This is a genomic window from Algisphaera agarilytica, from assembly GCF_014207595.1.
Taxonomy (GTDB): Bacteria; Planctomycetota; Phycisphaerae; order Phycisphaerales; family Phycisphaeraceae; genus Algisphaera; species Algisphaera agarilytica.
In genome coordinates, this window is sequence record NZ_JACHGY010000001.1 from 3,237,487 (window position 1) to 3,260,631 (window position 23,145).

Consider the following 23,145-nt stretch of genomic DNA (forward strand, 5'->3'; position numbering starts at 1 on the left):
TTTTGACACAAAGCCAAGAAGATGATTTTGCCGAGACCGTTGACGCGGTCGAGGTGAACACCGTTCTCTGTGTGGGGCTTTCTGGGAGGCGAGATTATCGGGCGTGGGCCGAAACTTGGTGGAGCGGTGCGGGTACAGATCACGGCCGGTCAGGCTGGCGTCAAGCCGCGATACAACTCCTGGACCCGTTGCGATTGGGTCCGGCGGACGGTTTCCAGGGTCAACCGATTGATGTGGTAGTCGGCGGTATCCTCGGGTAGCAAGCGGCAGTGTTCCTGGACCACGTTGTAGAGGAACTTGAACGCGTCGCGTGGCTGGTGCATCTGATCGAGCGCATCGATCAGGGTTTCACGCGTCACGCTTTCCTCGAAGAAGTCGGTCAGCGAGAGCTCGCCGGTCTTGCTCGCGGTCTTGCATGCGTTGAGTCGGCTGGAGCACAGGTCGTAGAGCGTGGCCCCGGACCAGGTCAGCTTGTCGATCATGTTCTGCTTATCGAGGCGGGCTTCTTGGAAGAAGCTCGGGCTTTCCTTGTTGAGGAGGTAGCTCAGTTCGATGGGCAGCAGAAGCTTGAGGCCGATGCCGTCCTGCTTCAGGAACTTGTTGTCGAACATCGGCCAGATGAGATCGCGCATCTTGCCCGCGTCGCCCGCCACCGCGGTGGGTTCGTCGACGCGGTCGACCAGTACGACCATGCCCGAGTAGCCCAGGGCTTTGAGCACATCCACGAAACGCCGGGTCAACTGGTAACGGCTGTCACGCTGCTCGGCGGCGTCTTTACCCGCAGCGGGCAGCGGCTGGCCGACGAGGGTGGATACTCCCAACTCGCCGAATACGCCGCGGAGCGTCGCGGTGTTGCGGCCGATGGCGGGCATCTCTTTCGCGACTTTCCGGGCCAGCCCCCAGGTCCGCATGAACTGCACCGCCCAGGTAACCCACAACGCGATCGTCCCCGCCGCGACAAGTCCCAGCACCGGGATCATCCAGCTCGCGGGGGCACCGGTCACGGCACCGGTCGTCTCATCAACGGTCTTGCTGTAATCCAGCCAGGCGTACCAGCCGCCCAGGCCCGCCGTGACCAGCGTGACGAAGATGGCCGCGTTGCGCCAGAACGCGATGGGCAGACGCCATTTCAATCGCAAGGTTTTACGCAGCTTCCGCCATCGTGGAATCACGATGCCGGACGGCGGCTGGTCGTACAGGCCCGCCAATACCGCCAGGTCCAAGCGCTGTTGCTGAGTCAGTCGCTTGCGGAGCTTGGAAATCTTTTCGTTGGGCAGCGACATCGCCTCGTCGCCCGCCGTGGTGCCTTCGTTCAGCAGCGCGTTAACCAGCTTGGTCGCCGCCTCGGTCAGGATCGCGTCCTGGTGATCCGCCAAGCGGAAGTTGCGGATGATCTCGGAGGTGTCTTTCTTGTTGGCCCGGCTGAGCTTGTCCAAAACGGGGTTGAAGTCGTCGTAAGACACCGCGAGCACCCGCCGGTGGTCGTCCACCTCCAGCACATTGGCGTTGTGCTCGCTGATCTTGCGTTGCATGGTCAGGCGGATCGCGGTCTTGCCCGAGCCTTTTTCGCCGAAGACGACCGCCGTGCTGGGCTGGTCCAGGGTGCCGAAGATCTTGTTGATGTCGGGGTGGTGCAGCGACGAGTCGGCCAAGCGGTTGAACACCGCGTCGAGTCGTGCTTCTTCGGCCGCGAAGGGGTTTTCGATCAGGCCGTGGTGTTCCAGGAAACTTTCAACTTTCATGTGCTTTGATCCCCACTTCGGCAGGCCGTGGTCGTGCGTAAAATCTGTCCCGGTTATACACTACTTCGCGTTGAGAGTTGGCGGTAAACCCCCGCCGTGACCGAATTTTTGTCGAGGCCGTGACTGCGAGTTCCCGGGCCGCAAGACACCGAACCCCACGTGATGAATCCAGCCCGACGCAGCATGATCTGGTGGCCCTGAGCGGCCGACCCGCCCCCGTTTTTGAGTTGCCCTGAGGTGCGACTCGGGACCGCCCCGTGCTATCGCTCTTTCCCAGATCACCCTTTGCGTCGAGTCTCCATCCCATGTCCGATCCTGCCACCCAGCCCCACCCCAGCCTGCCCGATCCGCAGAGGTTCGCGCAGCGTTTCGCCGCCGCGCAATCCGCCCCGGCCGAAAGCCACCCCATCATCCCCGTGTTCCGCCGCCTGCTCAACGATTCGTTGACGCCGGTGTTGGCCTACCGCCGTCTGGTCCGCCCCGACGACCGCATGGCCCCGAGCTACCTCTTCGAGTCTGTCGTCGGCGGAGACCGTGTAGGCCGTTTCAGCTTCCTCGGCAGCCGTCCCGCCGCCGAGGTCGTTGCTCGTGGACACGAAGTCGTCTACACCAACCATGCCGCGCCTGACGAGTCACGCACCTTCACCAGCGACGACCCGCTGATGGAAATGCAGAAACTCACCGCCAACTACGCGTTGGATGAAGAATCCTACGCCTTGCTCCCGACCAACCTCCCCGGCGCGGGCGGCTGGGTCGGCGTCGCGGGGTACGACACGGTGCGTTACCTCGAAGGCGAGTCGCTGCCCAATCCCGCAGCCGACGACCGTCAACTCCCCGATCTGCACATGCAGCTCTACCTCGACACGGTCGTCTTCGACCACGTGCAGAAGACGCTGCTGCTGATCACTTTTGCGCAGGTCAAGGAACACGGCACGGCCGAGGACGCCTACGCCGCGGCGCAGTCGCGCCTGGACGACCTCGCGTCACGTCTTCTGGAGTCCGACGTCGCCGACGGCATCAGCCTCCCGCCGGGGCACGTCTCGCTCGACACGCCGCCGCCCACGCTGCCCGACAGCAACATGGGGCAGGGCGGTTACCAGAAGGCTGTCGAAGCCTGCAAGGAATTCATCCAGGCGGGCGACGCGTTCCAGATTGTGCCGTCGCAGCGGTTCGAGGTGCAGACCCAGGCCGACCCGTTCGACATCTACCGTTCGCTGCGGGTGGTGAACCCGTCGCCGTACATGTTCTACCTGCAGATCGACGGCGGCATCCTCGTGGGCTCGTCCCCCGAGATCCTGGTCAATGTCACCGACCGCATCGCCACCAGCCGACCCCTCGCGGGCACCCGCCACCGCGGCGCGACGCCCGCCGAGGACGCCCGCCTCGAAGCCGAGCTCCTGGCCGACCCCAAGGACCGCAGCGAGCACATCATGCTCGTGGACCTGCACCGCAACGACATCGGCCGGATCGCCGAGCCCGGCACCGTCGAACTCCCCGAGCTCCTGGTCGTCGAAAAGTACTCCCACGTCATGCACATCAGCTCGGCCGTCCAGGGCAGGGTCCGCGACGGCCTCACCGCCTGGGACGCCCTCCGCGTCAGCCTGCCCGTCGGCACGGTCAGCGGGGCCCCCAAGGTCCGGGCGATGCAGATCATCGACGACCTCGAGCCCACCCGCCGCGGCCCCTACGGCGGGGCGGTGGGCCACGCCGACTTCGCCGGGAACATGGACATGTGCATCGCCCTGCGGACGATGGTGATCCTTCCTTCTAGGGGCTTGGAGGTTGGGGGCTTAGGTGTCGGGAAAGATGCGGGGGAAGGTGATCCAAGTCCCCAGGCCCCCAAGTCCCCAGGCGCCCAATGGACCGTCCATATCCAGGCCGGGGCGGGCATCGTCGCCGACTCCGACCCAGACGCCGAGCACCAGGAGACCGTGAACAAAGCCGCGGCGCTCGCCAAGGCTGTCGAGGTCGCCGAACACCTGTTCACGTAACGCTATGGATCACGGCGGCTCGACCCTCTCTCCCGCCGGGAGAGGGTTGGGGTGAGGGCACTTGGTCGGTGACACGCTCGTCGCCACAGAGTTACCCAGCTTCCCCCTCCGACCCGCTACGCGGGCCACCTCCCCCGGCGGGGGAGGGGTTTATCCGCTCGGCATTGAACCCTTCGCCCCGAACTGGCCGATAAACCCTTCGTGGCCACCGACTTCAAAACTATCCTGAACCTCACCGTCCCGATGATCGTCCAGATCGGCAAGCGCAAGCTCCCGGTGAGCGAAGTCCTGTCCCTCGCCCCCGGCTCGATCATCGAGCTGCCCAAGTCCGCCGACGAAGAACTCGCCTTCTGCATCAACAACAAGACCATCGGTACCGGCTCGGCCGTCAAGGTCGGCGAAAACTTCGGCATCCGCATAACCGAGATCAACTCGGCACGGGATCGGGCTGAGACGGTCTTGGGTGGCTAACAGCGGCTTTCCTAGGGTACCCTCAACTCGGCCAGCCTGTTTTCAAGCGGCTCCAGAATTATTTTCTTCTGTTCTGGATTAGTAAAACCAGCCGACACTTCTTGCTCAATAGTCCATTCTAGAGCTTCAATTTGAAGTTCTTGAAGGCTTAGGTATTTCCGCTCTTCCCACCAAGCTTCTAATCCATGGTTCCGCATAGCGTAGAGATAACTTGGTTTGGTGAAAGATGGGGCGGTACTTCCAGTTGATGGGGCTTGACGGCTTTTGTAGCCATAGCCGTAGTACTCAACTTGTGATTGGATGATGAAGAAACATGCGTCACCGACTGAGTGATTTCGCCATGCGGCGTACACACCGGAGTATGAGTATCTTTCGTCATCGATGGCATTAACTAAAGCAGGGAATGCATTCAGACCCAATGACTTGAGTTGGTCTTTTGCGTTCCAGATTCTCTCGTAGTTGGCGACGCGTGACGGATCAGGCTGTTCGTCCTCCTGATCGCCAAATATCGATATTGCTAATTCTGGGCCGTGGTACAGATCTTCGTGAGCGGGAGGGAAATCTGAGGCCAGCTGTTCGATCAGAAATTCTGCCCGATGTGAATCAGTAGGCGTATGTGCCACACATCCAAGCATAGAAAATGCGATTAAAACACAAGAGATAATTTCTTTCATCGCTGCCCATCGGAAAAATTAGCGGATCGAAATTAACGTGATCAATACTCCCGGCGCTGACGTGCGGGCGGAATATTCAACTGCTTGCGATACTTCGCCACCGTCCGCCGGGCGATTTCGATGCCGTGCTTTTTGAGTTCGTCAACAAGCGCATCATCCGACCACGGCTTGTTCTTGTCTTCGTTGTCGATGACTTCCTTGAGCTTGGCCTGCACGGCGGTCCAGCTCATGGCGTCGCCCTGATCGGTTTCGGTGCCGCCGGAGAAGAACATGCGTAGGGGGAAGATGCCGCGGGGGGTCTGGAGGTACTTCTCGCTGACCGCACGGCTGACCGTGGCGACGTGGATGCCGAGCTGGTCGGCGACGAGGGTCATGGGCAGCGGCTTGAGGGCTTGGGGGCCTTGGTCGAAGAAGTCGCGCTGGGCCTCGATGACCACGCCGATGACGCGGAGCAGGGTCGCGTGGCGTTGGCGGACAGCATCGATGAGCCAGCGGGCGTTGCGGAGGTTCGTGCCGATGAAGTCGCGGGTCTTCTTGTCCTCGCTCTTGTCGGCCGCGATCTTTTCGTACTCGGCGCTGATCTGCAGTGCGGGCAAGCGGCTGTGTGTGAGCTGGACCGAATAGGTGTCGCTCTCGTCGTCATAGTCGATCGTCGCGTCGGGCGTGATGGTGCGGACGGTGTCGGTCGCCAGTAGCCTGCCCGGGTGGGGGTGGAACTGCCGGAGGTTGTGCACCGCCTTCTGCACCGCCTCTATCTCCAGTCCGGTGGACTTGGCGATCTTGGGGTAGCGGTTGGCTTCGATGTCTTTGAGGTAGTCGCTGACCAGCAGCCGTTCGGTCTTGAGGTCGGCGTCCGGCTCGAGGTAGGTCTTGTTGTCGATCTGCAGCAGCAGGCATTCCCGGAAGTCGCGGGCACACAGGCCGGTAGGTTCCAGGGCTTCCTGGAGCAGCTCGATGCACTCCTCAATCTGCTCGGCGGTCGTCCCGGCGGGGGCTTGGTCGAGCAGGTCCTGGAGCGGGTTGCGGAGGTAGCCGTCGGCGTCGACGAAGCCGATGAGGTATTCGCCGAGCTTGAGCGTGGGCTCGTCGATGTCTACGAGGTGCCACTGGTCGACGAGCTGGTCGTAGAGCGAGGCGCCGCGGGCGGCGGTGTTGGCCATCGCGTCCATCTTGGCGTCGCGCTCGCCGCCGGTGTTCACGGCCCGGCGGAACTCGGTGGCACCGCCCTCGGAGGTGTTGCTCGCCCAGGCCTCGCCGTACTGCTCGGACATGTTGGAGAGGCGTTCGAAGTCGTCGGCCTGGCCGGTGCTGCCGTCGCCGTCGGACACGACGAGTTCGCGTTCACCCTCGCGATCGTCCCGCTTGGCCTGCTCCATTTCGGCCAGGAGCTTGTCGCGGTCGCTGCCCGGCTCGACCTGTTCGAGAGTGGGGTTGCTGGCCAGCTCCTGCTCGATGCGTTCTTCCAGGGCCGGCTGAGCCATCTGGAGGATCTCCATCGACTGGATCATGCGCGGGGCCAGCTTCATGCGCTGGTCCATGCGGAGGTGTTGGCCGGTATCGATTCTCATGGGCTAGGGCGTTCGGGGGCAATTCGACGAAGAGCGTTCACTTTGGCCCGGAATTTGCTCTACGGCATAACCTTACCACGCCAGACCACGCGGACCAATCCAGCTGGCATGAAATGTGGATAGGGCGGCTAAAACTCGCTCACTCGGCCCTGCACCGCGTCGCTCAGCACCGCCTTGCTGACGTTCTGGAGGTTCGACCCCGTTGGCAGCCCGCGGGCCAGCCGGGTGACTTTTACGCCCATCGCCTGGAGCTTCTCGGCGAGGTAGAGGGCGGTGCCATCCCCCTCGAGCGTGGGGTTGGTGCCGAGGATGACTTCGGTGATGGCGGGGCTGGTGCCGGCCTGACCCGCCTCGACGCGGCCGAGCAGTTTGTCGATGTTCAGGTCGCCCGGGCCCATGGCCTCCATGGGAGCCAGCCTGCCCATGAGCACGTGGTAGCTGCCCGTGTAGGCCCCGGTTTGCTCCATGGCGATGACGTCCGACGGCTGTTCGACGACGAGGATGGTGCTGTGGTCGCGCGACTCGTCGGTGACGATGCTGCACGGGTCGGACTCCGAGACGTGGCCGGTGACCGAGCAGACCTTGAGGTTTTCGCGGAACGCCCGCACTGCGTCGGCCAGGCCGAGCGTGTCGGATTCGGGTTGGCGGAGCAGGTGGAAGGCGATGCGCTCGGCCGAGCGCTTGCCGATGCCCGGCAGCTTCTCGAGGTGGGCCAGCAGGTTGTCGTAGGCCGTGGGCTTTCGCATGCCCCAAGCGTATGCCACAACCCGCCGACCGTCGAGCGGCCAATCACCCCAACGTTAGCCCCGGGTCGATGACCCGGGGCTGCCGCGGCGGCCAACCGCGCGGTGCTAAACTAACCCCATGGACCCCGACGACCACGTCTGCCTCTGCTTCCACGTCAGCCAGCGGAAGATCGCCAACTACTGCAAGCGCGAAAAGCCGCCCGTCGCCAGCCTCATCAGCGAATGCCTCGGGGCCGGCACCGGCTGCGGCTGGTGTATCCCTTACCTCAAGAAGCTGCACAAACAGGCCCTCGACGGCGTCGAACAGCCCGATTTGCCGGTTAGTCCTGCGGAGTACGCGAACCAGCGGGCGAAGTATCGCAAGACAGGGGAGCGGGAAACGGATTAAACCGCGAAGACGCGAAGACTGCTAAGTCATCGCATCGGCCTTGCTCCGCGTTCTTCGCGCCTTCGTGGTTAAACCGGATCGAACCCAGTAAAGTAGGCACATGACCCCCCAAACCCTCATCCTCCGCACGGCCGGGACGAACTGTGACGGCGAGCTCGCCAACGCCTTCGAGCTGGCCGGGGCCCCGGCGACCGTTGTGCATCTCAACGACCTGATCGACCACCCCTCGCGTCTCGAAGAATTCGACCTCATCGGCTTTGCCGGCGGATTCAGCTACGGCGACGACATCGCGGCGGGGCGGATCTTTGCCAATCGGCTCAAGCACCGGCTGTACGAGCCGCTGCTCGCCGCGATCGACCGCGGCGTACCGATGTTCGGCACGTGCAACGGCTTCCAGATACTGGCCAAGCTCGGCCTGCTGCCCGATCCGCACGCCGGAGTGCAGGAAGTCACGCTGGCGGACAACGCGTCGGGCCGATACATCGACCGCTGGACGCCGATGCAGGTCGTGGCCGACAGCAAGTGCATCTGGACCAAGGGCCTGGAGGACCACGACCTGCCCATGGCCCACGCCGAGGGCCGCTTCACCGCGCCCGACGAAGTGCTGGACCGCATTGAAGCCAACGGCCAGGTCGCGCTGCGTTACAAAGACAACCCCAACGGCTCGGCCCGCGACATCGCGGGCATCTGCGACCCCACCGGCCTGGTCTTCGGCCTCATGCCCCACCCCGAACGCTTCCAACACCCCACGAACCACCCGCAGTGGACCCGCATGGGCGAAGACTTCCTCACCCAAACACCCATCGGCCTGCAGTACTTCCACAACGCGGTGGTGTATGTGAAAGACAAGCAAGCCGCGGCTGTTGGCGGCTGACGTGGGTGGGCACTGCCCACCGAAACGATTTGCAATTCATCCAAGGTGGGCGGTGCCCACCCTACAAGAGCACACGCTCGGGATGTGAATAGACATTCATTCGGTTGTCACGCAGGAAACCCACCAGGGTTTGCTGGCTGTCTTGTGCGAACTCGGCTGCGAGGCTGGAGGGGGCGCTGACGGCGGCGACGATGGGTACGCTGGCCGAGAGGGCTTTCTGCATGATTTCGAAGGATGCCCGGCCGCTGACCAAGAGGGCGTGATCGGTGAGGGGTAGCCAGCCTTGCAAGAGGGCGTGGCCCAGCACCTTGTCGATGGCGTTGTGTCGGCCGATGTCTTCGCGGACCACAAGGAGGTTGCCCGCGGTGTCGAATAAAGCAGCGGCGTGAAGGCCGCCGGTTCGGTCGAAGGTGGCTTGCGAGGGGCGGAGCTTGTCGGGCAGGGCCAGCAGTGTGTCGCTGGTGATCTGGGCGTCGCTGAAGACCGGGGGGAAGTGGGCGTGGACCGCGTCGATCGAGGCTTTGCCGCAGAGGCCACAGCTCGACGAAGCGAAGACGTGTCGACTGAGTTTCTCGGGGTCGAAGTCGCAGGTGGGGGCGAGGAAGACGTTGAGGATATTGCCGTGGCTGTTGGCGGGGCGGCCGCAGGGTTCGACGCTCAGGATGTCGTCACCGTCGTGGATCACGCCTTCGCCTAAGAGGAAGCCGATCGCCATCTCCGCATCATGTTGATCACGCTGATCCGGATCAGGGTGGGGCGTTCGCATCGTGACCGACACCGCCTTGCCCCGAACCCGGATTTCCAGCGGCTCTTCCCCCGCGAGCTCGTCCTCGACGCGCAGCGGCTCCCGGCCCGCCTCGATCTTCAGGATCGACTGGGTCGTGGCGGGGCCGTCGGAAACAGGGGGCGGGGGCTTCATCCTTCGGCTTGGGCCAGGGTGATGGGGATCAGCTTTGACACCGGGGTGTTCGACCCGACGGCGACAGACTTGAGGCTCACCAATGGGTTGAGTTCGGGGAAGTAGCCCGCGCTGCATCCCCGCGGGATGTCGTAGGCCACGACACGGAACCCCGCGACCTTGCGGACGGTGTCGTCGTTGAAGTGGCTCTCGATGTCGACGAGGTCGCCGTTGGTGAGGCCACGCTCGGCTAGGTCGTCGGCGTTGACGAACAAAATCTCGCGGGCGTTCTCGATGTCGCGGTAGCGGTCGTTGAGGCCGTAGACCGTGGTGTTGTACTGGTCGTGGCTGCGTAGCGTCATGAGCTTGAGTTGCCCGTCGGGCAGCGTCATGTCGTGGATCGGCGAAACGGTGAAGGCCGCCTTCTTGCCAGCATTAACCCACACGCGGTCGCGTGCGGTGTTGCCGAGGTAGAAGCCGTTGGGGTATTGCTTCAGGTTGAGCTTGTCGTTGAAGTTTTCGAAGCCGGGGATGACCGCGGCGATCTTGTCGCGGACGGTGCCGTAGTCCTCGGCAAAATCTTCCCACGGTGTGGGGTCGTCGGGACCAAACGTAGCCCGGGCGAGACGGCAGACGATCGCGGGCTCGCTGAGCAGGTGCTCGGAGGCGGGCGGGTTCTTGCCTTCCGAAGCGTGGACCATCGACATCGAATCTTCGACGGTCACGCGTTGGTTGCCTGCCCCCGTCTCGTCACGTTCAGTTCGGCCGAGGCAGGGCAGGATCAGGGCGTCCTTGCCGACGACGGTGTGCGAGCGGTTGAGCTTGGTCGACACGTGGACCGTCAGGTCGCACGTTTCCAGGGCCGCGTAGGTCGCTTCGGAGTCGGGCGTGGCTGCGGCGAAGTTGCCGCCCATCGCGAAGAAGACCTTGCCCTTACCCATACGCATGGCGTGGATGGCTTTGACGACGTCGTAGCCGTGCGAGGTGGGGGGCTCGAAGTTGAAGACCTCGGCGAGTTTGTCCTGGAACGGCGGGGGCTTCTCGATGATGCCCATCGTGCGGTCGCCCTGCACGTTTGAGTGGCCGCGTACGGGGCACGCTCCCGCGCCGGGCTTGCCGAGGTTGCCGCGGAGCAGCAGCAGGTTGACCGCCATCTGGATCGTGGCGACGCCGTGGCGTTGCTGGGTGAGCCCCATGGCCCAGCAGATGATGACTTTGTCCGAGGCGAGGTACAGGTCGGCCACGGTCTCGATCTCGGCCCGCGTCAGGCCCGACTGTTTCTCGATGTCGTCCCACGAGGACTGCTTCACGTCGTCGATAAATTCCTCGAAGCCCTCGGTGTGCTGCTTGATGAAATCGTGATCCAGCACTTTGCCGGGGTCGGCGCCCTCGGCGTCCACCACCAGTTTGCACAGCCCTTTGAACAGAGCCAGGTCGCCCGCGATCGTCGGCTGCAGGTAGTGCGACGAGATCGGTGTGCTGTGGTTGGTCAACATCGCCACCTTGTGCTGCGGGTGCACGAAGTTTTCCAGGCCACGTTCTTTGAGCGGGTTGATCGAAACGATCTTCGCGCCACGCTTGGAAGCCTTCTGCAACTCGCTGAGCATCCGCGGGTGGTTCGTCCCCGGGTTCTGGCCGACCACGACGATCATGTCGGCCTCTTCAAAGTCCTCGATGGTCACCGTGCCCTTGCCGACGCCGATGGCTTTGTTGAGCGCCACGCCGGACGACTCGTGGCACATGTTCGAGCAGTCGGGGAAGTTGTTGGTGCCGAACTTCCGGCCGAAGAGCTGGTAGAGGAACGCGGCTTCGTTGCTGGTCCGCCCAGAGGTGTAGAAGATCGCTTCCTTGGGGCTTTCAAGTTTGTTGAGGTGCTCGGCGATCAATCCGAACGCGTCGTCCCACGAGATCGGCTCGTAGCGATCCGTCTCGCTGTTGTAACGCATCGGGTGGGTCAGTCGGCCCTGTTTCTCCAGCCAGTAATCAGTCTGCTGGCGGAGGGTGGCGACGTCGTACTGAGCGAGGAACTCGGGGCCGACCTTGCGTTTGGTCGCTTCCCAGGCCACGGCCTTCGCGCCGTTTTCGCAGAACTCGAACGACGACCGGTCCTTCGGCTCGGGCCACGCACAACCCGGGCAGTCGAAGCCGTCGGCCTGATTGACGTTGAGCAGCGAAAGGGCGATCTGCATCTTGCCCTCCTGAGCCCCCACGTGTTTCATGGTGGAGATCAGGGCCCCCCATCCGCCCGCCGCGTGTGCGGGCTTATCGGTTGACGTAACTTCATCGTGGGACTGGTCTTGGCTGGGCATGGGGTGCGTATCTCAAGGAGATATAGGGTGAGTCGGTGCTTTGGAACACCGATATCGCTCAGTATACGTCCAGCGAGAAGGGGGCCGCGGGGCTCGCCAAAGATTACGACCCATAAACCCTCATTTATCGCATCCGAGGCCTGTTTCTGATAAACTGCTCGGCTCGCTATCTCTTCTCGTCGGCCGGTGTCGGTCGGCAGATTTTTGCACCAGGCGGCCTAACCGTGGGCCGCGACCCGGTGGTTCCCCAGCACACGTGGTGCAGGGCCGGGTAAATCGATTACGAAGGAAAAGCATTTCTTATGGTAAACCAGAACCTTATCGCATCCCTCAGCATTGAAGACCAGGAAGCCGAAGCGATGATCGCGGAAGCCCTCGGACAGGCGGTCGCCGACGGCGACATGGAAGGCCTGCTTGAGGAAACCATCGGTGACTTCAGCACCGGCACCATCCTCCAGGGCAAGATCATCGGCCACGCCGGTGACGACTTCCTCGTGGACGTCGGTCTTAAGTCCGAAGGCATCCTCGACAAGACCGAGTTCGACGACCCCAAGGACGTCGAAGTCGGTGACACCGTCGAAGTCCTGCTCGAAGAAGTTGAAGGCGACGGCGGCACCGTTGTTGTGTCGAAGCGCAAAGCCGACCGCATCCGCGGTTGGGAAAAGATCATCTCCGAGAACAAAGAAGAAGACGTTGTCGAAGGCAAGGTCATGCGGAAGATCAAGGGCGGCCTGCTCGTGGACATCGGCGTGCCCGTGTTCCTGCCCGCCTCTCAGGTCGACGTCCGCCGCCCGGCTGACATCGGTATCTACATCGGCCAGACCATCGAGTCGAAGATCCTCAAGATCGACCTCGAGCGTCGCAACATCGTCATCAGCCGCCGCAACCTTATCGAAGAGCGTCGCGCCGAGCTGCGTAAGGGCCTGCTCGACAAGATCAAGGTCGGCGACATCGTCGAAGGTACCGTCAAGAACATCGCCGACTTCGGTGCGTTCGTGGACCTCGGCGGCATCGACGGCCTCCTGCACATCACCGACATGTCCTGGGGCCGGGTCAACCACCCCTCGGATGTGGTCAAGATCGACGACAAGCTCGAAGTCAAGATCCTCAACATCGACTTCGAAAAAGAGAAGATCGCCCTGGGCCTCAAGCAGAAGGATTCTTCGCCCTGGGAAGACATCGAAGCGAAGTACCCCGCCAACACCCGCGTCCGTGGCGAAGTCACGAACATCATGTCCTACGGTGCCTTCGTCAAGATCGAAGAAGGCGTCGAAGGCCTGGTCCACATCTCCGAGATGTCCTGGACCAAACGCATCAACCACCCGTCGGAGCTGGTCTCCATCGGTGAAGAGGTCGATGTCGTCGTGCTCGATATCAACAAGGACAAGCAGGAAATCAGCCTGGGTATGAAGCAGACCGAGGTCAACCCCTGGGAGCTCGTGGCCGAGAAATACCCGCCCGGCACCGTGGTCGAAGGCAAGGTCCGCAACCTGGCCAGCTACGGCGCGTTCGTCGAGATCGAGCCCGGCATCGACGGCCTGCTGCACGTCAGCGACCTGTCGTGGACCAAGAAGATCAGCCACCCCAACGAGCTGCTCAAGAAGGGCGACAACGCCAAGTGCGTCGTCCTCGAAGTGGACCGCGAGAAGCAGCGTGTCGCCCTGGGTCTGAAGCAGATGACCGAAGACCCGTGGGACGAAGCCATCCCGTCGGCCTACCAGCCCGGCATGATTGTCATGGGCAAGGTGACCAAGATCACCAACTTCGGCGTCTTCGTCGAGCTCGAAGACGACCTCGAAGGCCTGCTGCACATCTCCGAGCTGGCCGACCACAAGGTCGAGAACCCGCAGGACGTGGTCAAGCAAGACCAAGAGATCGAAGTCAAGATCCTGCGCGTCGACCTGGACGATCGCAAGATCGGCCTGTCGCTCAAGCGTGCGATGTGGACGTCCGAGCAGGACGCCGCGGCCGAACGCCAAGAGAAGAAAGCCGGCGGCAACGCGGGCTTCGGCGGTGGTGCCGGCGGTGCGGGTGGCCTCGGCGGCCTCGGCGACGGCGACCACCTGGGTACCGACAAGATCACCTTCGGCCAAGGCGGCGCATCGTCCGACTGATCCCGTCGAGTACAACTCACGTAACCCCAAAGCCCACGGACACCTGTCCGTGGGCTTTTTTTGTTTATTTGGCTAACGAGGAGATTGAAGCTTCGTTCAAGGTGCCATGCGCTCTATGCTTTAGGTATGGACCGCTATGACCTCCAGGATCGCTACCTCGATTTGACCCGAGTGATTCTCCCGTCGCTAGGGCGTACTCGCGGTTGGGTAATTAAAGAAGACCACTGCTTCATGCGGATTGTGTTAGACCATGTGTTTGCCGACTGCTGGTACAACCACGTTGACAAACGGCTGCGGGCGTACAAACAACTCAACGACACTCAGTTGGCCCAAGCGGTTGCAATTGCAGAGCAGATGACGAAAGCAGATTCCGCGACCATCGATGCGATGAATTCCCAGTCTTTGGAATGGCGGAACAAGCCTGTTCCACAAAGGGCCAAGCAGCACCCGCCACGTCTAGTGCGAAATTAAATCTAAACCGGCAGGTTACGGGGCTAAAGATGATTGCTTCCACAATCACGACACTCAGTACCTCTATCGGTTGAAACTGACGAAGGTTCTATCTTTGAGACAGTAATGGCCAGGCATTGGTTTGAACAATCCGGTTCCCATGTTGACGCAACCCGAAAGTATTTCGTGTCAGTCTGCTCATTCACGTTTGAGTTCAACGACACCGCTCAGATCAAAGAAGCGCTTGATTTCTATAGCCAAAGGATCCACCCCTCGTCTCGGCTACCCGATCCCGAGTGGGTGGGGAAAGAAGCCCGGATAGAACCAGCGAAAGCTCGTCGTCGAATTGACATCCTAATCGATAGCCACCATTACGAAATCCAAAGGTGGTGGGAGAAAGTTCCGTTGCGCCTTCAGAAGAATGGCAAACGAGAAAAAGTTGCTAAAGCTCTCTCAAATGCCTTTGAGGAGTTCTCTGGTCAACAGATTTAATCAATCGAGCCGAGAATCAAACCCCGCGTTTAACCTCGAATCCGTTACCCCATTGTCCTCTGCCGCAGCATGTGGTCAGCGAGTGTGATTGCCATCATTGCCTCGGCCATGGGGACGAATCGTGGCAGGAGGCAGGGGTCGTGGCGGCCCTTGGTGGCGAGGGTCGTGGCGTTGCCGTCTTTGTCCACGGTGGGGCGGTCCTGGGGGATGCTGCTGGTGGGTTTGACGGCGCAGCGGAGGACAATGGGCATGCCGCTGGAGATGCCGCCGAGCATGCCGCCGTGGCGGTTGGTGTCGGTGGCGATGGGCGGGGCTTTGCCGGGTTCGGGGACGAACGTGTCGCTGTGGCCGGTGCCGCGGGTGTTGGCGACGCCAAAGCCTTGGCCGAACTCGACGCCGAGCACGGCGGGCAGGCTGAACATCGCCTTGCCCAGGTCGGCCCGCAACTTATCGAACACCGGCTCGCCCCAGCCCGCCGGAACGTTCAGCGCGACGACCTTCGCGGCGCCGCCGATGGAGTCCTGCTGTTTGCGGACATCCTTGATGAGCTGTTCCATCTTCGCCGCGGCCTCGGCATCGGGGCAACGCACGTCGTTGGACTCGACCTGCTCCAGCGTGATTTTCGTCACATCGGGGATGTCGGCCACGATGTCGCCGACCTGATCGACCATGCCGAGGATCTGGATGCCGTGGGCGGTGTGGAGCAGCTTCTTGGCGATGGCGGCCGCGGCCACCCGGACCGAGGTCTCACGGGCGGAGGAACGCCCGCCGCCCCGGTAGTCGCGGAAGCCAAATTTGGCGTCGAAGGTGAAGTCGGCGTGGCCGGGGCGGTACTTGTCCTTGATGTCGCCGTAGTCGCGAGAGCGCTGGTCCTGGTTGCGGATCAGGATCGCGATTGGGGTGCCGGTGGTCCTGCCCTCGAAGACGCCCGAGAGGATTTCCGGGGTGTCGTCTTCCTTGCGAGGCGTGGTGATACGCGACTGGCCGGGCTTTCGGCGTTGCAGGTCGGGGATCAGGTCATCGACCGACAGCGGCAGGCCGGGCGGGCAGCCGTCTACGATGCAAACGTTGCCGGGGCCGTGGCTTTCGCCAGCGGTGGTGACGCGGAAGAGGGTGCCGAAGGTGGAGCCTGCCATAAGTCAGTGAACAGTGATGAGTGAACAGTGATGAGTGAAAAACGATCAAGCATTGTAGCGAAACTCATCACTGAGCACGGCTTGTGTCTCACTCGGTGGCCTGGGCGACGGCGGTGTCTTCCACGATCTGCCGGGTCTTGAGCACGAGCAGGGCGGCCTCGAGCTGGGGGTCCAGTCCCAGATCCAGTAGGTCGTGAGGCTGAGGCCGGGGCACTTCAACGGTCTCGTCCGCGTTGTCCGCGTCGATATCGACCGGCGTGAACCCGCCCAACTCCACCCAGGGCTTGGTCATCTTGACCTCGATGGAATCTGCATCGGCGTCGCGGATCACGTCGATCTCCTGACGCAGTTCCAGGTTCCACGCGACCGTTTGATTGGTCACGTCGACCGTCAGGTCGGGGTCGATCCCCCAGGTTTCCGAGTCGGGTTTGCGATGGATGATGCGGCCCTTGGGCAGCTGGTAGTACTGGGTGGTGACCTTGAGGCCGTACTTCGGCTCGCGGGTTCGCGGGGGGAACCAGTGCACATCCTGAACCGAGCCCTTGCCGTAGCTGCGGTCGCCGATGACGAACGCCCGGTCCCGGTCCTGCAACGCCCCCGACACGATCTCACTGGCGGAGGCCGAGCCGCGGTTGATCAGGATGACGACCTCGAAATCGGGGTAGGTGTCGCGGCGTTTGGCGTCCCAATAGCTCTGGACTTCCTGGTCGCCATCCACGGTGTAGAGGATGGGGCCGTCGTCCAGGAATCGATTGACGATGTCGATCGCTGAAGTCAGCAGGCCGCCCGGGTTGTGGCGGAGGTCGAGGATCAGGCTGTTGAGGTGCCCGGTGCGTTGGAGGTCGGCCACGGCCTGGTCGATCTTGTTGACCGATTGCGGGATGAACTGGGTCAGGCGGATGTAGCCGATGCCCGAAGGCTGATCGATCCAGTAATCCCAGCCGCCGTCTTCGGTATGAGCCCAGCCCTTAACGGACTGGATTTCGATGCGGTCGCGTTTGATGGTGTAGGGCAACAGCTCGGGCTCGCCGATGCGGCGGATGCCCAGCTCCACCTCGGTGCCACGCGGGCCGGTGATTTCACGCACGGCCTTGTTGAGCGACCACGACGAGGTGTCCTTGCCGTTAACCGTCGCGATGACATCATCGGCCTTGAGGCCCGCACGCTGGGCGGGGGTGCCGTTCAGCGGGCTCACCACAGTCAGCTGCTCGTTGCGTTTGGCGATCTGAACGCCGATGCCGGTGAACGAGCCCTGAGTCGAACGGCTGAGGAAGTCGATGTCCTCGGGCCAGTACATGCTGGAGAAATCGTCGAGCGTGCCGAGGGCGCCTTCGGTCATTTCGTAGACCATCACGGCTTCGGGCAGCTTCACGGTCCGCTGGTTCTGCGCCAGGATTTCATCCAAGCGAGACAACGCACGGAATTCGGTTAGTTCGCGGTCGGCGTCGATCAGCTCGGCCTTCATCCGCAGCAGGTCGCCGCGAAACGCGTTGCGTTTGGCTTCGTCGCCCAGGCTTTCAAAGGTCCCTGCGAGCGAGGGGGTGTCGAGCAGGGTGAGCAGCGGTTCGATCGCGCCCACGAGCAGCTTGTTGTAGCCTTCGTGATCGATGTGGAACTGGGCGACGGTTCGCAGCGACTCGCGCAGCATCTCGTCGTTGATGCCGCTGAGCCGGGTTTCCCAGGTCTCGTCGTCGGGCCGGGCGCGGTTGAGTTCGTCTTCCCGGCCGACGCGTTTGGCCCGGGCTTCCTGGAGGGCACGCAGCTCTTCCGGGGCGTACAAAGCCAGCACCCGCAGGTGCGAGCTCACCCGCTTCACATCATCGCGGTACCGGGCGTCTTCTTCGTAGAGCAGGTGAAGCCGACCGAACAGCACAGACGCCTCGACCCAGTCTTCATCGAGTTCCGCCTGCTTGGCGGCGATCTCGGTTTTCTTGACCAGGTCCATCACCGCGGGGTCACGCAGGACCAGAAGCGGAGCGTCCGCGATGCTGTGGGCTTCGATTGCGGCGACTAACGCTTCTTCGAGGTCCCCGGCTTCGATCTCTTTGGATACGGTTTCGAATGCGTCTTCGTACGCATCGGTCCGGCGTTGCTCGCGGACTTGCTCGTTTTCGCGGTAACGCTCAAGGCTGGCGACCAGCGACGCGGCGTCCTCGGCTTCGTGTCGATTGGGATCGGCTTGGATGGCGTTGAGCAGATCATCAAACCGACCCTCGCTGGCCATGGTTTCCAGCGACGCCAACGCCTCGTCTGCAGAACTCGGGGAGGCGAAGCCAGCAGAAAAAGCCAGGACACACCCAACGGCGGTCATTGAGAAAAAGCGTCGCGTTTGCAGCACATCGATCCTTTCGGCTTTCAGTCGAGACTTCGCCATCACCCGGACGGCACGGATACGCACAGTATAGATCGGCACATCGGGCGATCGGTTTCAACCCGTCATATTACATACGCCCGGGCACAAGACAGGTTCAACAAGGAGTTTAGGCCCATAAAAAACCCCTCGAGCCCGGCGGGGCTGAGGGGTTTGTAGTGGTCAGGGGAGATGTCGCGAGGAATCAGGCCGATTCTTTCTGCTGCACGCGGAGGTTGACCAGGTTGGTCGGGTTGTGGACCGCGGGCTCGGTGATGACGTATTTCGCACCGTCGTTCTCGAGGTCAGGCAGTTCGTACATCAGTTCGAGCATCAGCTCTTCCATCACGCTGCGGAGTGCCCGGGCACCGGTTTCTCGCTTGATGGCGTTGTTGGCCAGGGCGAGCAGGGCCTCGTCGGTGAATTCCAGCTCAGCGCCTTCCATCGAGAAGAAGTACTGGTACTGACGCACCAGGGCGTTCTTCGGCTCGGTGAGGATGTTGACCAGGGTCTCGGCGGTCAGCGGCATCAGCGGGGTGATGATGGGCAGACGGCCGATCAGCTCGGGGATCATGCCGAACTCGAGTACGTCCTCGGCCTGGACCTGAGCCAGGACCTGTTCGCGGTCGAGCTTGTGGTCATCAGTGGTCGCCTCGGAAGCGAAGCCGATCGACTTGCTGCCCAAGCGCTTGCGGACGATGTCTTCCAGGCCGACGAACGATCCTGCACAGATGAACAGGATGTTGCTGGTGTCGAGCTGAATGTACTGCTGCTCGGGGTGCTTCCGGCCGCCTTGGGGGGGCACGTTGGCGACGGTGCCTTCGAGCATCTTCAGCAGGGCCTGCTGGACGCCTTCGCCCGACACGTCGCGGGTGATGCTGACGTTCTGCGAGGTCTTGCCGATCTTGTCGATTTCATCGATGTAGATGATGCCGCGCTGGGCGGCTTCGAGGTCGTAGTCGGCCGACTGCAAAAGCTTGAGCAGCAGGTTCTCGACGTCTTCGCCGACGTAGCCCGCTTCGGTGAGCGTGGTGGCGTCGCCGATGGCGAAGGGCACGTTGAGCGTGCGGGCCAGAGTCTTGGCCAGCAAGGTCTTGCCGGTGCCGGTGGGGCCCAGGAGCAAGACGTTGGACTTGTCCAGCTCGACCGGGGTGTCTTTCTCGGCCGCGGTCAGTCGCTTGTAGTGGTTGTGCACCGCCACGGACATCGCCCGCTTGGCGAGGTCTTGGCCGATGACGTATTGGTCGAGGAATTCCTTGAGCTGACGCGGCGAGGGGATGCTGCTGAAGCTCGGCCGGCCGGAGTGCACGCGGCGGCGTTCCTGCTTGAAGATGTTCTGGCACAGTTCGGTGCAGTTGGCGCAGATGTAGACGTCGTTGGGGCCTTCGACCATGGGGCCGACTTCCCGCGACGACTTGCCGCAGAACGAGCAGGTGGTCACGCGTCGGCCCTTGAAGCCGCCGTCGCCGGAGCCGCCTGTTTTGCCGAGGGCATCGCCGCCGAAGGTTTCTTCACCTTCGTTGCCATCGTTGCCGCCTCGACCACCGTTCTTATTGTTGGACATATGAACTCTCTAACATCCGTTGGTTCGACGGACCAGCCGACGAAAACTGAAATCTGGCCGGGGGAGCGAGCGGGTCGGCCCGGGCCGTGGAATCGGACGGGGATAGCCCGTCATGGTGAAAATCGTCCAGATCGAGAGGCACCCTTAGGAGCGGTTTGCAGGTCGATCCGAGTTTGTTGCTTTCGCGGCAGGGCTAAGCCAAATAACGTCTCACCAGCCCCAATTATAGCCGCGGCATCTGTTTGAGGAAGTCCGCCGTGGTTACCAATGCTTCGGCGGTTTGGGCAGCGGAGGCGGCTCGTCCGGCGGCGGGGGCTCGTCGTCGGGGTCGTCGTTTTTATCGGCAGGCGGCTCGTCGGAAGGTGGGGCGGGCGGCTCTGCTTTATCGGGCGAGGTCGCTTGGGTCAGGTCGCCGAGGTCCGTGATCTCGGGCTCATCGCCTTCGGGGACGCTGTCGGCGTCCAATTTGGCCTTGGCTTTGGCGATCATTTTTCGCTTGGCGAACTCGAATTCGTCGTCGCTGATCTGCCCTTGGGCGTGCATGTCGCGGAGGTCGGCCAGAGTAAAACCCATCGGGTTGCCCGTGCCGGCATCCTCGTCCATCGAATTCAATCGCTTGCGGAGAATGAAAAACGCGAGCCCGAGAACGATCGCAGCACCCAGCAGCACCGAGCTCCAGAACAACACCTGCCCGGAGTTTTCGGCGAATGGGTTGCCCCCGGGCGCCTGGCCCAACGACCGACCCGCCCAACCGAGACAGACACCCGCCGCTGCGGCGTACCGCAACGGGGCCATCGAGTTCAGCCGGGCGGGGCGATGGACCATGGGGATCACTCCCCGTCCTTGGCTTCCACTTCGGTCACCGAGGCCTGCTCGATGATCTTGTCGAGCGTCTTCTGCTCACGGATCGAGAGGTAGAGCTGTTCGAGCTCGCCACGCTGACGCATCTCGTTACGCAGCTTCTCGGGGCGGCGTTGCTGCTGCATCGCCATCATCGCGATACGGCCGTTGATCTCGTTCTCGGTGACTTCGACTTCCAGCTCCTTGGCGGCCTTGTCGAGGACGAAGAAGGTCTTGAGCTGACGCACGGCCTCGGCTTCGCCCTGGGTGCGGGCCTCGGCGAGTTCTTCTTCGATCTCCTCGGGCTGCTTGCCGGAGTAGAGCAGTTCCATCTGCTGACGCTGCAGGGTCCGCTCGATCTGACGGCCCTTGAGGCCCTCGGGCAGGTCAAGCTCGACGGCTTCGACGATCTGCTCGGTGGCCTGCTTGTGCATGTCGGCCTGCTGGGTCTGCTCGTTACGCTGCTCGAGCATGGTCTTGACGCGTTCCTTGAGCTCGTCTTCGGTCTGCATGCCGAACTGCGGGAGCAGGTCTTCGACGGCCGCGGGCTCGAGGCGGTGGACGTGGGTCAGGGCCATCACGAGGGTGATCGGCTGGCCCTTGATGCCTTCGTTTTCGTGGCCTTCGGGGCCGGTCATCGAGATCGACACGGTGTCGCCGACCTTCTTGCCCGCGAGCTGCTTGCCCATATCGTCGACGAGGATGCCCGCGACGTGGCCCTTGAATTCCTTGTCTTCGCCGTGCACCAAGGTGTAGGCGGCGGGGTGCTCGTGCACGACTTCGGCGTCGTCACCGGCGTTTTCACCGGCCAGGACCTTGACGTCCGACTGCACGTAGTCGCCTTCAGCGACGGTGGCGTCTTCCACGGCCGACATCTGGCCGTAACGCTCACGGTACTGCTCGATCTCGGCGTCGACGTCGGCGTCGGTCACGTCGAAGGTCTTCTTCTCGACCTTGATGCCATCGAACTTGGGAAGCTCGAAGTCGGGGGTGACTTCGACTTCAACGGTGTAGGTCAGCGAGCCCGACTCGGGCACTTCCAGTTCATCGATGTCTTTCACGTCCGGCTCGCCGATGACGTCGAGGCCTTCATCTTCGAGGGCCTGGTGGTACGACTCGCTCAGGAGCTGGTTCTTCACGTCGCCCTGGATCGATTCGGCGAAGCGCTTTTCGAGCAGCCGACGGGGGGCACGGCCCTTGCGGAAGCCGGGGAGCACCGCGTCGTTGCTGAGGTTGGTATAGGTGTCTTCGATCTTGCCCTTGATGCGGGACTCGGGCAGCTCGATGGTCAGACGCTTCAGGGCCGGGCCCGCGTCTTCGACTTTCACGGTCTGCTCGGGGCGGGCTTCTTCGGCATCAGGGGCGTCAACGACAGCGGATTCATCGGCCATGGCGATTCAATCTTTCTATGGGTGTTGGCGTTCGCCAACGGGTTGCAGTGAAAGGCACGGGAGTGCAACAGTGCGTCTGACTGGCGGATTGAAGGTTCCGCGAGCGATCCACCGACCCGCGCCAGGCTCGCTCCCGTGGGGCGGCCGGTATCTCGGTGGAGCACAGCATTATGCGAATATCTGAGGGTAAAGTCAATCGTTCGCGGCTTTTCGGAGCCCCGAATAGACCTCTTCGATGTGGGGGATTGCTTGACCGGCGGCCTTGGCGGCTTGGCACGGATCGCCAACGATCGCCTCGATCTCCATCGCTCGTCCCGCCTCGTAGTCCAGCATCATGCTGGTCTTGTAGGGCTCCATCTTCGCGGTGTAGTCGAGCATCTTCTGGATGAAGGCGTCTTCGATCACCTTGCCGTCCACCGCGAGGGCGGCGGCCTGGACCTCGTGCATGAGGGCTTCGATCCGTCGGCGGGTGCCCGGGTCGGCCATCATGACATCGGTGGTCTGATTCAGCACCACCGACAGTCCGTTGTAGGGGATGTTCCAGACGAGCTTCTTCCAGCGGGACAGCCGCAGGTCGTCCACGTTGATGGTCTCGATGCCAGCGGCGTTGAAGTCCTCCACGACGCCGGGGAAGTGCCGGGCGGCGAGGGAGTTGGCGGCCTCGGGCTGATACACGCCCATGTGGATGTGCCCGTAGTCGAGGTGCTGGATGTGCCCCGGTCCGATCTTGTTGGAGCAGAGAAAGCAGAGCCCGCCGAGCACCCGGTCTTCTCCCACCAGGGCCGCCGCGTCCGTTTCGGGGTGCAGCCCGTTCTGCAGCACCAACACCACGCCATCCGGCTTAACGCAGTTGGCCAGCAACTCGGGCAGTTGCTCGTTTTGCGTGGTCTTCAGGCACACCACTGCGACGTCGCACGCGGGCAGGTCCGCGGGGTCGCCGTAGGCTTGGACCTGATCTGCGGATAATGTGAAATCGCCGCGGATTGACTCGACGGTCATCCCGTGGTCACGGACGTGCTCGTAATCGCTGCGCAGCAGAAAGTGGGTGTCGAACCCGGCTTTGGCGAGCAGGCCGCCGTAGTACCCCCCGAGGGCGCCGGTGCCGAGGATAGCGTAGGTGTTTTTCGACATGAACCAAAGCGTCGCG

General features: G+C 62.5%; 18 protein-coding genes. 6 read left to right on the top strand and 12 right to left on the bottom strand.

What is annotated here, in order from left to right:
- Nucleotides 1–149: 149 nt before the first annotated feature.
- Complete coding sequence (locus HNQ40_RS13985) at nt 150–1,742, bottom strand: hypothetical protein (protein WP_184678444.1); 1,593 nt, start codon at nt 1,740–1,742, stop codon at nt 150–152.
- A 305-nt stretch (nt 1,743–2,047) separates the two neighbouring features.
- Here HNQ40_RS13985 and trpE point away from each other — a divergent pair, with 305 nt between their 5' ends.
- Nucleotides 2,048–3,733, top strand: coding sequence for an anthranilate synthase component I (gene trpE, locus HNQ40_RS13990; protein WP_184678445.1), 1,686 nt, complete (start codon nt 2,048–2,050; stop codon nt 3,731–3,733).
- 201 nt (nt 3,734–3,934) lie between these two features.
- Complete coding sequence (locus tag HNQ40_RS13995; protein ID WP_184678447.1) at nt 3,935–4,204, top strand: FliM/FliN family flagellar motor switch protein; 270 nt, start codon at nt 3,935–3,937, stop codon at nt 4,202–4,204.
- A gap of 11 nt (nt 4,205–4,215) precedes the next feature.
- Here the strand turns inward: HNQ40_RS13995 and HNQ40_RS14000 are convergent, their stop codons facing one another.
- The 3 genes from HNQ40_RS14000 to recR all read right to left on the bottom strand — a co-directional run bounded on the left by HNQ40_RS14000 (nt 4,216) and on the right by recR (nt 7,192).
- Nucleotides 4,216–4,878, bottom strand: coding sequence for a hypothetical protein (locus HNQ40_RS14000; RefSeq protein ID WP_184678449.1), 663 nt, complete (start codon nt 4,876–4,878; stop codon nt 4,216–4,218).
- 41 nt (nt 4,879–4,919) lie between these two features.
- Nucleotides 4,920–6,446: an RNA polymerase factor sigma-54 gene (gene rpoN / locus HNQ40_RS14005; RefSeq protein ID WP_184678450.1), complete on the bottom strand. Its 1,527-nt coding sequence runs from the start codon at nt 6,444–6,446 to the stop codon at nt 4,920–4,922.
- Between the two features lie 128 nt (nt 6,447–6,574).
- The gene (gene recR / locus HNQ40_RS14010) at nt 6,575–7,192 is read right to left on the bottom strand and encodes a recombination mediator RecR (RefSeq protein WP_184678452.1); all 618 of its coding nucleotides are present in this window, start codon (nt 7,190–7,192) and stop codon (nt 6,575–6,577) included.
- Nucleotides 7,193–7,310: 118 nt separating this feature from the next.
- On the opposite strand from recR, the gene HNQ40_RS14015 reads away from it, so the two are divergent.
- Nucleotides 7,311–7,580, top strand: a complete 270-nt coding sequence (locus HNQ40_RS14015; protein ID WP_184678453.1) for a (2Fe-2S)-binding protein — start codon at nt 7,311–7,313, stop codon at nt 7,578–7,580.
- Between the two features lie 100 nt (nt 7,581–7,680).
- On the top strand, nt 7,681–8,454 hold the full coding sequence (locus HNQ40_RS14020; protein ID WP_184678455.1) for a phosphoribosylformylglycinamidine synthase subunit PurQ: 774 nt from the start codon (nt 7,681–7,683) through the stop codon (nt 8,452–8,454).
- A 61-nt stretch (nt 8,455–8,515) separates the two neighbouring features.
- On the opposite strand, the gene fdhD is transcribed toward HNQ40_RS14020, so the two are convergent.
- Both fdhD and HNQ40_RS14030 read right to left on the bottom strand, forming a co-directional pair.
- Nucleotides 8,516–9,373 (bottom strand): formate dehydrogenase accessory sulfurtransferase FdhD, encoded by an 858-nt coding sequence (fdhD, locus tag HNQ40_RS14025; RefSeq protein ID WP_184678457.1) that lies wholly within the window; start codon nt 9,371–9,373, stop codon nt 8,516–8,518.
- Nucleotides 9,370–11,661 carry an FdhF/YdeP family oxidoreductase gene (locus HNQ40_RS14030; RefSeq protein ID WP_184678458.1) on the bottom strand — a complete coding sequence of 764 codons (2,292 nt, stop codon included), beginning with the start codon at nt 11,659–11,661 and terminating at the stop codon, nt 9,370–9,372. Before HNQ40_RS14030 ends, fdhD begins: the two co-directional genes overlap by 4 nt.
- A gap of 302 nt (nt 11,662–11,963) precedes the next feature.
- On the opposite strand from HNQ40_RS14030, the gene HNQ40_RS14035 reads away from it, so the two are divergent.
- Together HNQ40_RS14035 and HNQ40_RS14040 are read left to right on the top strand one after the other, a co-directional pair.
- Complete coding sequence (locus HNQ40_RS14035) at nt 11,964–13,775, top strand: 30S ribosomal protein S1 (protein ID WP_184678459.1); 1,812 nt, start codon at nt 11,964–11,966, stop codon at nt 13,773–13,775.
- Nucleotides 13,776–13,901: 126 nt separating this feature from the next.
- A complete protein-coding gene (locus tag HNQ40_RS14040) occupies nt 13,902–14,246 on the top strand; it encodes a hypothetical protein (protein WP_184678460.1) in 345 nt (114 codons plus the stop codon).
- A 515-nt stretch (nt 14,247–14,761) separates the two neighbouring features.
- Here HNQ40_RS14040 and aroC read toward each other — a convergent pair.
- From aroC to HNQ40_RS14070, 6 genes are all read right to left on the bottom strand, one after another.
- Nucleotides 14,762–15,853: a chorismate synthase gene (gene aroC, locus HNQ40_RS14045; RefSeq protein WP_184678461.1), complete on the bottom strand. Its 1,092-nt coding sequence runs from the start codon at nt 15,851–15,853 to the stop codon at nt 14,762–14,764.
- 88 nt (nt 15,854–15,941) lie between these two features.
- Nucleotides 15,942–18,164, bottom strand: coding sequence for a S41 family peptidase (locus HNQ40_RS14050; protein ID WP_184678462.1), 2,223 nt, complete (start codon nt 18,162–18,164; stop codon nt 15,942–15,944).
- Between the two features lie 244 nt (nt 18,165–18,408).
- On the bottom strand, nt 18,409–19,767 hold the full coding sequence (clpX, locus tag HNQ40_RS14055; RefSeq protein ID WP_184678463.1) for an ATP-dependent Clp protease ATP-binding subunit ClpX: 1,359 nt from the start codon (nt 19,765–19,767) through the stop codon (nt 18,409–18,411).
- 261 nt (nt 19,768–20,028) lie between these two features.
- Nucleotides 20,029–20,592, bottom strand: a complete 564-nt coding sequence (locus HNQ40_RS14060) for an SHOCT domain-containing protein (RefSeq protein ID WP_184678465.1) — start codon at nt 20,590–20,592, stop codon at nt 20,029–20,031.
- 5 nt (nt 20,593–20,597) lie between these two features.
- On the bottom strand, nt 20,598–21,998 hold the full coding sequence (tig, locus tag HNQ40_RS14065; protein ID WP_184678466.1) for a trigger factor: 1,401 nt from the start codon (nt 21,996–21,998) through the stop codon (nt 20,598–20,600).
- 192 nt (nt 21,999–22,190) lie between these two features.
- Nucleotides 22,191–23,129, bottom strand: coding sequence for a putative 2-dehydropantoate 2-reductase (locus tag HNQ40_RS14070; RefSeq protein ID WP_184678468.1), 939 nt, complete (start codon nt 23,127–23,129; stop codon nt 22,191–22,193).
- Nucleotides 23,130–23,145 lie beyond the last annotated feature (16 nt).